Source organism: Isoptericola sp. GX10416 (assembly GCF_056590155.1).
The window spans coordinates 131,928-146,290 of sequence record NZ_JBWPVO010000006.1; the positions used below are offsets into that span (position 1 = coordinate 131,928).

Here is a 14,363-nt window from a genome sequence, read left to right on the forward strand (position 1 = left end):
CCCGCTCTCGACCGCACCCCGTCACCCGCACCTGAAGGAACCTGCCATGGCACCCACCGGCCAGCTCAAGCTCATCGACCGCGTCAGCGCGATCAACTGGAACCGTGTCCAGGACGACAAGGACCTCGAGGTCTGGGATCGCCTGGTCGGCAACTTCTGGCTGCCGGAGAAGGTCCCGGTGTCCAACGACATCCAGTCGTGGAACACGCTCTCGGACGCCGAGAAGCTCATGACCACGCGCGTGTTCACCGGCCTGACGCTCCTGGACACGATCCAGGGCACGGTCGGTGCCGTGTCGCTCATCCCGGACGCGATCACACCGCACGAGGAGGCGGTGTACACCAACATCGCGTTCATGGAGTCGGTGCACGCCAAGAGCTACTCCTCGATCTTCTCCACCCTGATCTCGACCAAGGAGATCGACGAGGCGTTCGCCTGGTCGGAGGAGAACCCGTACCTGCAGCGCAAGGCGGAGATCGTCCTCGACTACTACCGCGGCGACGACCCGCTGAAGCGCAAGGTCGCCTCGACGATGCTCGAGTCGTTCCTGTTCTACTCCGGCTTCTACGCCCCGATGTACTGGTCCAGCCGCGCGAAGCTGACCAACACGGCCGACCTCATCCGCCTCATCATCCGCGACGAGGCCGTGCACGGTTACTACATCGGCTACAAGTTCCAGAAGGGTCTGGCCCGGCTCAGCTCGACCGAGCAGGACGAGATGAAGGCCTACACCTTCGAGCTGCTCTTCGAGCTGTACGAGAACGAGGTCGAGTACACCGACGCGCTCTACGGCGAGCTCGGCCTCACGGAGGACGTCAAGAAGTTCCTGCGGTACAACGCCAACAAGGCCCTGATGAACCTGGGCTACGAAGGCCTGTTCCCCAAGGACGAGACGGACGTCAACCCGGCGATCCTCGCGGCGCTGAGCCCGAACGCGGACGAGAACCACGACTTCTTCTCAGGGTCGGGGTCCTCCTACGTCATCGGCAAGGCGGTCCACACCGAGGACGACGACTGGGACTTCTGATCCCTCGCCCGCCGTGGTGACCACCGACGGCCCTGCGCTCAGCCGAGCGCAGGGCCGTCGTCGTCCTCCGCCGTCGGGCCGGTACTACCTCGGCGGGATGGCGAAGGGCGGACCCTCGCGTGAAGCGAGGGCCCGCCCCTTCGTCGGTCCGGGCCGTGGCCCGGGGAGGGTCAGTCGGCGTCGAGGATGTCGACGACGAAGATCAGATCCTCACCGGCGAGCTCGCTGCTCCCGTCCGCCTCGGCCCCGTAGGCCTGGTCGGCGGGGATGACGAGCAGCACCTGGCTGCCCACCGTCTGGCCGGAGATCCCGTCGGTCCAGCCCGGGATGACCTGCTGCAGGGAGAACGAGGACGGCTCGCCGCGCTCCCAGGACGAGTCGAAGACCTCGCCGTCCAGCGTCCAGCCGGTGTAGTGCGCGGTGACCGTCTGGTCGGCGCTCACCTCGTCACCCTCGCCCTCGATCAGGGTCTGCGCGACGAGCTCGTCCGGAGCCTCGTAGCCCTCGGGGATCTCGACCGACGGGGCGCCGTCGTCTCCGAGGGTCACGGCCGGCAGGCCGTCGGCCGGCTCGACGGCCTCGCCCTCGGCGCGCGCGGGGATCTGGACCGCCTTGGTGATCTCGACGAGGTTGACGACGGTCGACGGCTCGTTCTGCGCGTCGACGGTGGGGTTCGCGATGAGCAGCCGCGTGCCCACCGGCTGCCCGAGCAGCGGGTCGGTGAGCAGGTCGTAGCTGGGGTCGCCGAGCACGAAGCTCTCCGGGGCGTCGTTCTCCCACGTGGACCCGAGGCGCTCGCCTGCGGCGTCGTAGGCGACGTACTGCATGGTGACCTTCATGCCCTCGGCCAGCTCGTCGCCGTCGCCTTCGTCGACCACGCGTGTGGTCGGCACCGAGACCTCGAGCTCTTCGAAGGCGAGCTCGGGCTCGGAGCCCGGGTCGCCGGTGACCTTGATCGCCGCGACCGCGGCGACGTCCGCCTCGGTGGGCTCGGGCTGGTCGGTGGCCTCGGCCGACTCCGACGTCCCGGCGGAGGCGGACGAGGAGTTCTCCTCGGGCGCGCTGTCGCCGTCGGCACAGCCTGCCAGCGCGAGGGAGGCGGCCAGCACGACGCCGGCGGCGCCGACGGAGGTACGGAGCTTCACGAGGTGCCCTTCGGTCGAAAGTGGATCCGGGATACTGTAGCGGCCGAACCTCAACCCCGTTGCCAGGTGTGTCGGCAAGGTCGTGGACGCGTGACAATGGATGACATGCCGTCGCGTCGACCCTCCCGGAAGCGCCCCTGGGGCGCCGAGCACCAGCCCCTGGACATGGACCGCGCCCTCGGAGGCGTCCAGCACGTCAGCGCCGGTGACGGGGAGTGGACTGTCCGCCGCGTGCGCGGCGGTGACAAGGCGTACACGTGCCCGACGTGCCGCCAGCAGATCCCCGCAGGAACTCCCCACGTGGTCGCGTGGGCCCGGGACGCGATCGGGGGCGAGGCGGCCGGCCTCGAGGCGCGCCGGCACTGGCACACCGCATGCTGGGAGCGGCGCGAACGGTTGCGCTGACCTGGCCGCACGCGCCGTCCTGGGCGAGCGTGAGCCGACACCCGAACTAGGGTGGAAGAGTGAACGACGACGCCGCCACCGGCCACCAGATCCGCTCCATGACCGTCCTGCCTGCCCGTCGCGAGGACGTCGAGCTGCATACCGCGGACGGGCTGACGCTCGTCGGGGAGCTCGCTCTGCCGGCCGCGCAGGAACCGGTGGCCAGCCTGCTGACGCTCCACCCCCTGCCGACGCACGGCGGATTCATGGACTCCCACGTGTACCGCAAGGCGGCCTGGCGCCTGCCGGAGCTCGCCGACCTGGCCGTCCTGCGCTTCAACACGCGCGGCACGACGTCGGCTCGCGGCACCTCGCAGGGGGAGTTCGACGGCGGCGACGCGGAACGTTTCGACGTCGCGGCGGCGCTGGAGCTCGCCGAGTTCCGCGAGCTGCCGCACCCCTGGCTCGTCGGGTGGTCGTTCGGGACGGAGCTCGTGCTCAAGCACGGCGCGGACCCGAGCATCGAGGGGGCGATCCTGCTCTCGCCGCCGCTGCACCGCGCCACCGACGCCGACCTCGACCGCTGGGCCGAGTTCGGCAAGCCGCTCGTGGTCCTCGTCCCGGAGCACGACGACTACCTCCAGCCGGCCGAGGCACGGGAGCGGTTCGCCCGCGTGCCCCAGGCGGAGGTGATCGGGGTGGACGGCGCCAAGCACCTGTGGGTGGGGGAGCCCGCCGTGCGTCGCGTGCTCGACGAGATCGTCCAGCACGTGCTGCCGGGCCACGCCCCGCTGCCCACGCACTACGACGGCGAGGTGCAGCACGCCTCGGACGTCGCCCCGGCCACGACGAGAGGATGAGGACCATGACGAGCCCGACCCTGGCCACCTACCTGCTGCGCGACGGTGCCGGCGTCCCGGTGGTGCTGCTGCACGGCTTCCCGCTCGACCACCGCATGTGGGTCTCCATGGTCGACGCGCTGCCGGACGGCCTGCGCATCATCGCCGTCGACCTGCCGGGCCACGGGCACAGCGACCTCGGCCAGCTCCCCGCCAGCCTCGACGCGACGGCCGACCTCGTGCACGCGACGCTCCGCGAGCAGGGGGAGGGCAACGCCGTCGTGGTCGGGCTCTCGATGGGAGGGTACGTGGCGCTCGCGATGGCGGAGCGCCACCCCGGGTTCGTGCGGGGCCTCGGCCTCGTCGACACCAAGTCGACCGCCGACGACGACGCGGCCCGCGAGGGACGGCTGCAGGTCGCTGCCGCCGTCGAGTCGACGCAGACCCTCGACGCCGTGATGGGCATGCCGGCCAAGCTCCTCGGGCCCACCTCGGAGCTGGAACGGCGGTCGCTGTACCCGACGGTGTACGCCTGGATCCGCTCCCAGGCGGTGGCCGGCGTGGCCTGGGCGCAGCGTGCGATGGCGGCGCGGCCGGACCGGACCGACGTCCTGCGCTCCTTCGAGGGCCCGGTGGCCGTCGTCGTCGGGGCGGAGGACCGCGTGACGACCGTCGATGACGCGCACCACATGGCCGACGCGGCCCGCGACGCGACACTCTCCGTGGTGCCGGAGGCGGCACACCTCAGCGCGGTCGAGGAGCCCGCCGCGGTGGCCCGGGCCGTGGCCGCCCTGCACACCAGGCTGCGGTGACGGTGCCCGACCGGGCCTGACGGCCTCAGGCCCGGCTGGTCGCCGCCTCGTCCGTGGGCGAGGACGCCTCCTCCGCCGATTGGGCGGAGGCCGCGCGGGCACGCTGGGCGGGCGTCTGGTCGAGAGGGTTCTCGGACGGCGGGCTCTCGGCGCTGTCGGTGCTGTCGGCGTGGCGCGTCTCTGCGGACGTCGCGCTGCCGGTCGGGCTCGACGGGGCGTCGACCGTGGCGACCGGGACGACGTCCGCCGCCTTCTCGCTGCCCAGGAGCCCGCGCAGCTCCTCGAGATAGGAGTTGATGGAGTCGTGCCGGCGTGTCAGGTCCTCGAGCTGGCGCTCCGCCGTCGTGCGGCTCTGCTCGGCCTCGGCCTGGGCGTCGGAGACGGTCTGGTCGGCGAAGGTCCGTGCCTCGGCCACGATGGAGTCCGCGGTGCGCCGGGCGTCGGCGACGAGCTCCTTGATGTAGGCGTCGGACTCGGTGCGCACCTGGTCGGCCTGCTGGAGGGCGACGGCGACCCGCTTCTCGGCCTCGGCGGCGTGCTCCTCGGCCGCGGCGACGAGACGCTCGGTCTCGGCCCGGGCCACCTCGTGGCGCTCGGCGGCCTCGTTCTCGACCCGCTCGCGCATCTGGGCGGCCTCGAGCTCGGCGTCCGAGAGGGCGCGGCGTGCCCGCTCGCGGAGGTCCTCGAGCTCGGTCGTGACGGCGTTGGCCGCCTCGGCAGCCTGGTGCTTGGCCTCCGCCACGATGCGCGCGGCCTCGGTCCGCGTCCGTTCGAGGAGGTCGTTGGACTCGCGCTCGGCCTCCTCGCGCAGAGCGGCCGACTCGGCGGCCGCCTCGGCACGGAGCTGGGCGACCTCGCGGTCCGTCGTGACCCGTGCCTCGGTCACCTCCCGCTCGGCGGTGGAGCGCATCGTGCCGATCTCGCGCTCGAGCGACGCTCGTCGCTCGCTCTCCTCCGTGGTGAGGGTGCTCATGATGAGCGCGGACTCCCGCTCGGCCGACCCGACGAGCTCCTCGGCCCGGCGCTGGGCGCCCTGCAGGATGCCCTCGGCCTCCGACCCGGTGGTCGACCGGATCTCCTCGGCCTCCCGACGGGCGCTGGAGAGCAGCTCGGATGCCTCGGTCTCGGCTCGCTGGCGGACCTGGCCGGCCGACAGCTTGGCTCGCGCCATGACGTCGGACGCCTGCTGGTTCGCCTGCGTCAGGACCTCGGCGGCCTGCTCGTCGGCCGAGCGCAGCAGTCGCTCGGCGCGAGCGCCGAGCCCGGCGTAGGACGGCTTGTCGTTCTCCCGCAGCTGGCGGTGCGCCTCGGCGAGCTCGGAGGAGAGCTGCATGGCGCGAGCGTCGGTCGCCTCGACGTTGCGTCGAGCCTCCTCGACGGCCTGCTCGAGGCGGGAGATCTGGTTCTCGACCGCGGCGCGGTCGTATCCGCGCATGGTGATCGGGAAGAGCGTGCGCTCGTCGGACACGTGTAGACCTCCGTCTGTCGTGGGTGCCGAGGCTCCGGCCAGGATAGACGTCACGTGGAACCTCCGACACCTGAACCGGACGTCCGATCCTCGCGAAACGGAAAGATCACCGTCGTGCGGCGGCGGTTCAGTGGTCGTAGGGCCCGCGGCCGTGGGAGGCTCGGGAATGCTGGTACCGGACTCGTGAAGGGTTCGTGAACCGATCCGTCCAGGGTGCCCTCGTGGTCCGGGGCGATCGCCACGCCTCCCTATCCTGAGGAGTCCACGTCGAAGGGAAGCTTGGTGCTGCAACGCATTCTCGGTGCCGTCTTGGTGATCGCCGGTCTGGCCGCCATCGCGTTCGGGGTCGCGACAGCGACCGTCCTGCGCGAGTCGGACACGGTGGTCGCCACGGCCCGGCCCGTCGGTGACGGCACGCTCGTCGTCACGGACCCCGGGGTCCTCGACCTCGTCGACTCCGACGTGACGGTCACCGCCTCGGTGCCGGAGGGCCAAGAGGTCACGGTGGTCGTCGGCCGTGACGTCGACGTGCTCGGCTGGCTCGAGGGCGACCCCTACACCCGGGTCACCGGCCTCCAGGACTGGGACACCCTGACCACCTCCGAGATGCTTCCCGAGGCCCCCGAGGGTGAGGAGGCCGAGGCCGCCGAGGGCGAGGAGCCCGAGGAGGTCGAGCTGCCGGACCCGGCGGGCTCCGACATGTGGATCACCGAGCTGACCGCCGCCGAGGAGGTCAGCCTGCGCTGGAACGACGGGCCCGGACCGTGGGTGCTGCTCGCCGCCGGTACCGGCGCGGCCCCGGTGGAGGAAGCCGAGGCTGGCGAGGGTGAGGAGGCGCCGGCCGAGGCGTCCGACGCCGACGCCGTGGCACCCACCCTCGAGCTCAGCTGGGACCGCGAGGTCGGCACACCGTGGCTGTGGCCCGCCGTCGGCCTCGGTGGCCTGCTCCTGCTGCTCGGCATCGTGCTGCTCGTGCTCGGCCGCCGGAAGAGGAAGTCGGGGCGTGGGCGCCGTGCGGGCGGGGGCGCGGCCGGGGATGCCGCTGCGACGCCGGGGACGGCGTCGTCCGGCCCGGTGGGCGGCAGCCCGGCCGAGCCCGCGTCGCCCGAGTCACCCGCGTCGCCCGAGTCACCCGACGCACCGGCGTCGCCCTTCGGGTCGACGACGTCGGCAGCCGCTCCGGTCTGGACCGCACCTGCCGCCGGCGCGGCTGCGGGAGCCGGCTGGGCCGCGACGGCGGGCACCTCGGACACGACGGTCTCCGCACCCGTCCCGGCACCCGCGGACGAGGGCTCGACCGACGGCCCCGAGCAGGGCGCGACCGGGTCCTCCCCGGAGGACCCCGGCGAGAGCAGGACGGGCACGGCGCCGGTCCCGGTCGCCGGACGGTTCTCCCGCCGGTCGACCAGGCTGCGTCGCACGCGGTCCGCGCCGGAGCCGGCGGCCGAGGACGGTGCGCAGCAGGACGCCGCACCGGCGTCCCCGTCGGTGCCGGCCGAACCGCCGACCACGACGACCGGGTCGCTGCCGATGCTCGACGGCCGCCCGCTCACGCGGCGCGAGCTGCGGCGTCGCGAGGAGGAACGCCGCGCCGACGGGCAGTCCGGCGTCGGGCGGGCGTTCCGCGCGCTCACGGGTCAGACGCCCGTGGTGCCACCGGCACCGGCCACGCCCCCGGCAGCCGACGACCCGCCGCCCATCTCGGGACGGCGTGCGGCGGCGTGGCGGGAGACGTGGGGCTTCGACGCCACGGCCGCCCGCCCCGACGAGCAGCAGGACGACCACACCGACGGGAGGACCCGATGACTGCCAGGAACACGCGCGTCGCGCGGCGCGCGGGCGCCGCCGTCGGGCTCGCGGCCGCTGCCGCGCTCCTCGCCGGCTGCGCCGAGGAGCTCCCGACCCCGGTCGCCGACGAGCCCTTCGAAGGGCCCGTGCTGACGATGGAGCAGGAGACCGCCGTCGTGCAGGACGTCGCGGGAGTCCTCGACAAGGCGGAGGAGGAGAACGACCCGAAGGCCCTCCGCAGCCGCGTCGGCGGACCGGCGCTGGAGGTCCGCAAGAGCCAGATCAAGGTGGCCGAGGAACGGGGCGACGACTCGCTCGTGACCCAGATCCCGACGGACCTCCGGGCCGCGATCATCCCCACCACCGAGACCTGGCCGCGGGTCACGTACACGATCACGCAGCCGACGGAGAACCTCGAGGTCCCCCGCATGGTGGCCTACCAGCAGGAGTCCGCGCGGGACAGCTACAAGCTGTGGTCGTGGGTGCAGCTCATCCCCGGCACCACGATGCCGAACTTCGCCGACCCGGAGGCCATCGGCTCCGAGGAGGTGGCGCCCGACGACGACTCGCTGGCGGTGACCCCCGCCGACGCCGTCGCCCGGTACGCCGACCTGGTGGCCAAGGGCACCGACGACTCGGAGCATGCCGACGCGTTCGAGCTGCCCGGCGAGAGCCAGGACCTCGTCAAGCGGATCCAGGCCGACGCGCGCAACGTGCGCGAGGCCGAGACGTTCGACACGGCCGACGGCCGGTACCGGCTGGCGTTCGCCGCGCGGGACGACCCCCTCACGGTGCGGACGTCCGACGGCGGCGCCGTGGTCATGGGCGTCCTCGACGGCAACGTCCGGATCGACGTCGAGGAGGGCGGCACGATCCCGCCGCTCACCGAGACGCAGTCCGCGCTCCTGGCGGGCGAGGACGAGACGAACGAGCTGTACGTCGAGTACACCGACCAGGTGGCGCTCTACGTCCCGCCGGCGGGCTCGGAGGACCCGATCCGACCGCTCGGGTACTCCCACGTGGCGGTCGCTGCGGCCAACGAGATCCCCAAGAAGCGCAACACCGACCGCGAGGAGTCCGAGGAGTAGTCGCGCCCCGGTCCGTCCCTCCCGCCCGACTTCGTAGGATGAGTGCATGAGCAACCCCGTGCCCGACCCGAGCTTCAGCCCGCGCGGCGCCGTCGACCTGTCGGCGCTGAACCGCCCGCAGTCACCGCCCCCGGGCGAGCCGGGCGGTGCGCCCACGGCCGGTGGCTTCGTCGTCGACCTCACCGACGCCAACTTCCAGCAGGTCGTGCAGGACTCGACCAAGCACCTCGTGGTCGTCCTGCTGTGGAAGCCCACCGACCAGGCGAACGCCGACCTGGCCACCAGCCTCGGGGCGGTCGCCGACGAGTACGCCGGGCGGTTCATGCTGGGCCGCCTCGACGTCGACGCGTACCCGCAGCTCGCCGCGGCCTTCCAGCCGGAGGGTGTGCCGACCGTCGTCGCCGTGCTGCAGGGCCAGCCTGTGCCGCTCTTCGCCGGTGGGGCCTCCGAGGAGCAGGTCCGCGGAGTACTGGACCAGCTCCTGGCCGCCGCCGAGCAGAACGGTGTGACCGGGCGGGTACCGGCGCAGGACGGGTCCGAGCCGGCTGCCGAAGCGCCGGTCGAGGAGCCCGAGGAGCCGCTGCCGCCGCTGCACCAGGAGGCCTACGACGCGATCGAGCGCGACGACCTGGACGCTGCGGCCGCGGCGTACGGCAAGGCGCTCAAGCAGGACCCGAAGGACGCGCAGGCCGTCGCCGGGCTCGCCCAGGTGGCGCTCATGCAGCGCACCCGTGGGGCCGACCTGCAGCAGGTCAGGCAGGCTGCGGCGGACGCTCCGACGGACGTCGACGCCCAGCTCGCGGTGGCCGACATGGACATGCTCGGTGGCAAGGTCGACGACGCGCTGGCTCGCCTGCTCGACCTCCTGCCGGGGGCGGACGACGATGCCAAGGAGAAGCTGCGCGGCCGGCTCGTCGACTACTTCGAGGTCGTCGGCGCGTCCGACCCGCGGGTCGCCAAGGCCCGTCGGCGCCTGGCGATGTACCTCTACTGACGGCGCAGGACGAGGCCGCCCAGGGGCGGGACCCGGAGCGCGAGGGAGTGCCGCCGCCCGTGTGACGGCACGTCCTCGGCGTGCAGCTCACCGGTGTTCACCACGCCGGATCCTCCGTACTCCGGCGCGTCCGAGCAGAACGCCTCGACCCACGTGCCGCCGTCGGGCAGCCCGATCCGGTAGCCCTCGTGCGGCACCCCGGCGAAGTTGACCACGACGACGACCGGGGTGCCGTCGGCGGCGCGGCGGGCGTAGACCAGCACGTTGCGGGCGGCGTCGTCGGCCTCGAGCCACTCGAAGCCCGAGGCGTCGAAGTCGCGTTCCCAGAGCGCGGGCGTGGCGCGGTAGAGCGCGTTGAGGTCGCGCACCGTCCGCTGGACGCCCGCGTGCCCGGGATCGTCCAGGTGCCACCAGTCGAGGCCCTGGCTCTCGCTCCACTCGGCGTCCTGGGCGAGCTCCGATCCCATGAAGAGCAGCTGCTTGCCCGGGTGCGTCCACTGGTAGGTGAGGAAGGCGCGCACGCCGGCGAGCTGCTGCCAACGGTCACCCGGCATCTTGCGCAGCAGCGAGCCCTTGCCGTGCACGACCTCGTCGTGGCTGATCGGCAGGACGTACTGCTCGGAGAACGCGTAGACCAGCGAGAAGGTCAGCTCGCCGTGGTGGTGGCTGCGGTACATCGGGTCCTTGGCGACGTACCGCAGCGAGTCGTTCATCCAGCCCATGTTCCACTTCAGGCCGAACCCGAGGCCGCCGGTGTCGGTGGGGCGGGTGACGCCCGGGAACGCGGTGGACTCCTCGGCGATCATCATCACGCCGGGGCTGCGGCGGTAGGCCGTGGCGTTCGCCTCCTGGAGGAACGAGATCGCCTCGAGGTTCTCCCGTCCGCCGTGCACGTTGGGCGTCCAGCCGCCCTCCTCGCGCGAGTAGTCGAGGTAGAGCATCGAGGCGACAGCGTCCACCCGCAGCCCGTCCACGTGGAACTCCTCGAACCAGTAGGAGGCGTTCGCCACCAGGAAGTTGCGCACCTCGCGGCGGCCGAAGTCGAAGACGAGCGTGCCCCAGTCGGGCTGCTCGCCGCGCCGCGGGTCCGGGTGCTCGTACAGGGGAGTTCCGTCGAACCGGGCGAGGGCGAACTCGTCGCGGGGGAAGTGCGCCGGCACCCAGTCGAGGATCACGCCGATGCCCGCCTGGTGGAGCCGGTCGACGAGGTACCGGAAGTCGTCGGGGGAGCCGAGCCGTGCGGTGGGCGCGTAGTAGCCCGTCACCTGGTAGCCCCACGAGCCGCCGAACGGGTGCTCGGCCACGGGCATCAGCTCCACGTGCGTGAAGCCTTGGTCGGTGACGTACGCCGTCAGCTCCTCGGCGAGCTCGCGGTACCCGAGGCCCGGACGCCACGAGGCGAGGTGGACCTCGTAGACGCTGATCGGCCCGCCGTGCGGGTCGGACGACGCGCGGCGCGCCATCCAGTCGCCGTCGCTCCACCGGTGCTCGCTCGCTGCGACGACGGAGGCGGTCGCCGGGGGCGTCTCGCTCGCCTTGGCCATCGGGTCGGCCTTCGCGCGCCAGCCGCCGTCCGGGCCGCAGATCTCGTACTTGTAGCGGGTCCCGGCACCCACGGCCGGCACGAAGATCTCCCACACGCCGCTGGAGCCGAGCGACCGCAGGGGGTGCACCGACGACCAGCGGTTGTGGTCGCCCACGAGCCGGACGCCGCGGGCGTTCGGCGCCCACACGGCGAACGAGGTTCCGGTGATGTCCCCGTCGGCCGCGGGATAGGTCCGCAGGTTCGCGCCGAGCACCTGCCACAGCGTCTCGTGGCGGCCCTCGCCGATCAGGTGCAGGTCCATCTCGCCCAGGGACGGCAGGAACCGGTACGGGTCGTCGGCGGTGGTCGTCTCGTCGCCGTACCGCGAGCGGACGCGGTAGTCGGGCGCGTGGCGGGTGCCGTCGTCGTCCACCGGGGCGGGGACGACGACGGACCACACGCCGGCGGCCTCGTGCACCGTCGGGTGCTCGGTGACGCCGGGCCCGTCCGGGTCGCCGGTGAGGACGACGACCTCGTCGGCCAGCGGTCGCAGCACCCGGACCACGGCGTACGGCCCCTCGTCGGCGGGGAGCAGGTGGGGGCCGAGCACCGCGTGGGGGTCGTGGGTGGTGCCCTGCGCGACGGCGGTGAGGACCTCGGTGTCGACGGCGGGAGGCTCGGGTGTCATGCGTCCACCCTTCCACCGCGTCCACGAGTTGTCTCCATGGGCGCACCGACGTGTCGGCGTCCGGGCGCGACCCGGGAAGGACGTACGATCCTTGGCGAGGAGAGGTGAGGAATGGCTCGCATCACGATCGCCGACATCGCCGACCGCGCCGGGGTGTCGACCGGAGCCGTCTCGTACGCCCTGAACGACCGGCCGGGGGTGTCGGCGCGGACCCGTGAGCGCATCCTCGAGATCGCCGCCGAGATGGGTTGGCAGCCCAGCCAGGCCGCCCGGTCGTTGTCCGGCGCGCGGGCGGAGACCATCGGTCTGATCCTGGCGCGGGCGCCGGAGACGCTCGGGTTCGAGTCCTTCTACATGCAGTTCGTGGCCGGCATCGAGCAGGTGCTCTCCGAGCGGTCCTACGGTCTGCTGCTGCAGGTCGTGCCCGACGTCGACGCCGAGGTCGTCGCGCACCGGCGGTGGCGGGCGGCGCGCCGGGTCGACGGCGTCGTCGTGGTGGACCCGCGCCAGGACGACCCGCGGCTGCCCCTGCTCACGGACGCGGCCGCGCTGCCCGCCGTCGTCGTGGGGGACCCGTCCCTCGCGGGCGGGGCCACGGCGGTGTGGACCGACGACGCGGCCGCGCTGCGGGAGTGCGTGGGCTACCTGGCGGGACTGGGTCACCGCAGGATCGGGAGGGTGACGGGGACCGAGGCGTTCGGCCACACGCACATCCGCGACCTCGCGTTCTTCGACGAGGCGCGACGGCGGGGGGTGGAGGCCCGGGTGGAGCGTGCCGACTTCACCCCGGAGGCCGGGGCGGCGGCCACGCGGACGCTGCTGACCGCGGACCGGCCGGTGACCGCCATCGTCTTCGACAACGATGTCATGGCGCTCGCGGGCCTGGGGGTGGCCCACGAGCTGGGCGTGCGCGTCCCGCAGGACGTCTCGCTGGTGGCCTGGGACGACTCCCCGCTGTGCGAGGCCGCGTTCCCGCAGCTCACCGCGCTGAGCCACGACGTCACGAGCTACGGGGCGCACGTCGCCCGCCGGCTGTTCGAGCGCATCGAGGGCGCCCCGCACGGGAGCTTCCTCGACGCGACGCCGGTGCTGCGCGTGCGGGGCTCGACGGGGCCGGCTCCCGCGCGAGCCTGACGGCCGCGGGCCCGGCGCGGGTCACGCTGAGATCGAGCGAGGGTGTTGACCTCTCGCTACTTAAGCGCTTAATGTGGGGTCGTCACCCCGTCAACGACGACCGGAATCGAGCACGACATGGCAACGAGGCACAACATCACCGGCGTGGCCGCCACAGCGGCCGCCGCGCTCGCCCTGTCCGCCTGCGGCGGCGGCACCGACCCGGGCGAGGCCGCCGACGACGGCGAGCCGTCCGGCGAGATCACCGTCATCACGCAGCGCACCGACATCGTCGACACCGTCTTCGCCGACTACAAGGAGCAGTTCGAGGCGGAGTACCCGCAGGTCACGGTCAACTTCGAGGCGCTCACCGACTACGAGGGCGAGATCGCCGTCCGGATGAACACGTCCGACTACGGCGACGTCCTGCTCATCCCCAACAGCGTGACCAAGGACCAGTACGCGAGCTTCTTCGAGCCGCTGGGCACCGTGGACGAGCTGGGCCAGACCTACCGCCTCGTGGAGGAGGCGGCGTTCGAGGACGAGGTCTACGGCGTCTCCATCACCGTCAACACCCAGGGTCTCGTCTACAACAAGAAGGTCTGGCAGGAGGCCGGGATCACCGACCTGCCCACCACGCCGGACGAGTTCCTGGCCGACCTGCAGGCCATCGCGGACGAGACCGACGCCGTCCCGTACTACACCAACTACGCCGACGGCTGGCCGCTGAGCCAGTGGGACGGCAACCGCGGGGCCATGGGCGACCCCGACTACCAGAACACCCACGTGGCCCACTCCGACACCCCCTGGGCCGCCGACGAGTGGCACGGCATCTCCGACGGGCTGCTGTACGACGTGGTCGCGAAGGGCCTCAGCGAGGACGACCCGACCACGACGAACTGGGAGGAGTCCAAGACGCTGCTCGGTACGGGCCAGGTCGCCACCATGCTGCTCGGCTCCTGGGCCATCACCCAGATGCAGCAGTCTGCCGAGGACGCCGGGGCGTCGGCGGACGACATCGGGTACATGCCGTTCCCGCACCAGGTCGACGGCACGTTCCACGCCCAGGTCGCCGGGGACTACAAGAACGCCGTCAACGTCAACAGCGAGCACAAGGCCGCGGCCCGCGCCTGGATCGACTGGTTCGCCGAGGAGTCCGGCTACGCCTTCGACGAGGGTGGCATCTCCCCGCTGCTCGACGGCCCGACGCCGGACACCCTGGGTGACTTCGAGGCGGCCGGCGTGGAGTACGTGGAGATGACGCCCGCCCCGGCGGGCCAGGAGGCCCACGAGACCGACGTCGTCAACACCGCCGAGATCGACCTCTACGGCAACATCTACCGGCAGAAGCTCGTGGACATCGCCCGCGGTGCCGCGGACGGGGACAAGGAGTCGTACTTCGCCGAGCTGAACCAGCGCTGGGCCGACGCCCGCGCGACCGTCGGCGAGTGACCGAACGCCCCGGGGCGGCGACCTGGCGTCCTCGCCCCGG

The 14,363-nt window shown here is 72.6% G+C and carries 12 protein-coding genes; 9 read left to right on the forward strand and 3 right to left on the reverse strand.

From position 1 onward, the window contains the following. The first annotated feature begins 46 nt into the window (after positions 1–46). Entirely contained in the window at positions 47–1,027 is a 981-nt protein-coding gene (gene nrdF / locus ACWAT2_RS11030) for a class 1b ribonucleoside-diphosphate reductase subunit beta (RefSeq protein WP_402375702.1), read from the forward strand. A gap of 170 nt (positions 1,028–1,197) precedes the next feature. Here the strand turns inward: nrdF and ACWAT2_RS11035 are convergent, their stop codons facing one another. Next, positions 1,198–2,172: an FKBP-type peptidyl-prolyl cis-trans isomerase gene (locus ACWAT2_RS11035; protein ID WP_402375700.1), complete on the reverse strand. Its 975-nt coding sequence runs from the start codon at positions 2,170–2,172 to the stop codon at positions 1,198–1,200. A gap of 105 nt (positions 2,173–2,277) precedes the next feature. Between ACWAT2_RS11035 and ACWAT2_RS11040 the strand changes: the two genes are divergently transcribed. The 3 genes from ACWAT2_RS11040 (at position 2,278) to ACWAT2_RS11050 (ending at position 4,207) form a co-directional block, all read left to right on the forward strand. Next, positions 2,278–2,577, forward strand: a complete 300-nt coding sequence (locus tag ACWAT2_RS11040; RefSeq protein ID WP_402375698.1) for a hypothetical protein — start codon at positions 2,278–2,280, stop codon at positions 2,575–2,577. Positions 2,578–2,675: 98 nt separating this feature from the next. Further along, on the forward strand, positions 2,676–3,416 hold the full coding sequence (locus ACWAT2_RS11045) for an alpha/beta hydrolase (protein ID WP_402375903.1): 741 nt from the start codon (positions 2,676–2,678) through the stop codon (positions 3,414–3,416). 5 nt (positions 3,417–3,421) lie between these two features. Next, complete coding sequence (locus ACWAT2_RS11050) at positions 3,422–4,207, forward strand: alpha/beta fold hydrolase (RefSeq protein WP_402375697.1); 786 nt, start codon at positions 3,422–3,424, stop codon at positions 4,205–4,207. Between the two features lie 25 nt (positions 4,208–4,232). Here ACWAT2_RS11050 and ACWAT2_RS11055 read toward each other — a convergent pair whose 3' ends face one another. Beyond that, a complete protein-coding gene (locus ACWAT2_RS11055) occupies positions 4,233–5,675 on the reverse strand; it encodes a coiled-coil domain-containing protein (protein WP_402375695.1) in 1,443 nt (480 codons plus the stop codon). A 282-nt stretch (positions 5,676–5,957) separates the two neighbouring features. Between ACWAT2_RS11055 and ACWAT2_RS11060 the strand changes: the two genes are divergently transcribed. Genes ACWAT2_RS11060 through ACWAT2_RS11070 form a run of 3 tightly spaced genes read left to right on the forward strand, consistent with a single transcriptional unit; the run spans position 5,958 to position 9,545 of the window. Further along, positions 5,958–7,481 (forward strand): hypothetical protein, encoded by a 1,524-nt coding sequence (locus ACWAT2_RS11060; protein WP_402375692.1) that lies wholly within the window; start codon positions 5,958–5,960, stop codon positions 7,479–7,481. Next, positions 7,478–8,551, forward strand: coding sequence for a DUF8094 domain-containing protein (locus ACWAT2_RS11065; protein ID WP_402375690.1), 1,074 nt, complete (start codon positions 7,478–7,480; stop codon positions 8,549–8,551). Before ACWAT2_RS11060 ends, ACWAT2_RS11065 begins: the two co-directional genes overlap by 4 nt. A gap of 46 nt (positions 8,552–8,597) precedes the next feature. Further along, positions 8,598–9,545, forward strand: coding sequence for a tetratricopeptide repeat protein (locus ACWAT2_RS11070; RefSeq protein WP_402375688.1), 948 nt, complete (start codon positions 8,598–8,600; stop codon positions 9,543–9,545). Here the strand turns inward: ACWAT2_RS11070 and glgB are convergent. Further along, positions 9,539–11,758, reverse strand: a complete 2,220-nt coding sequence (gene glgB / locus ACWAT2_RS11075; protein ID WP_402375686.1) for a 1,4-alpha-glucan branching protein GlgB — start codon at positions 11,756–11,758, stop codon at positions 9,539–9,541. The genes ACWAT2_RS11070 and glgB overlap by 7 nt on opposite strands. A gap of 111 nt (positions 11,759–11,869) precedes the next feature. On the opposite strand from glgB, the gene ACWAT2_RS11080 reads away from it, so the two are divergent. Next, positions 11,870–12,892 carry a LacI family DNA-binding transcriptional regulator gene (locus ACWAT2_RS11080; protein WP_402375684.1) on the forward strand — a complete coding sequence of 341 codons (1,023 nt, stop codon included), beginning with the start codon at positions 11,870–11,872 and terminating at the stop codon, positions 12,890–12,892. Positions 12,893–13,009: 117 nt separating this feature from the next. Next, positions 13,010–14,323, forward strand: a complete 1,314-nt coding sequence (locus tag ACWAT2_RS11085; protein WP_402375682.1) for an ABC transporter substrate-binding protein — start codon at positions 13,010–13,012, stop codon at positions 14,321–14,323. Positions 14,324–14,363 lie beyond the last annotated feature (40 nt).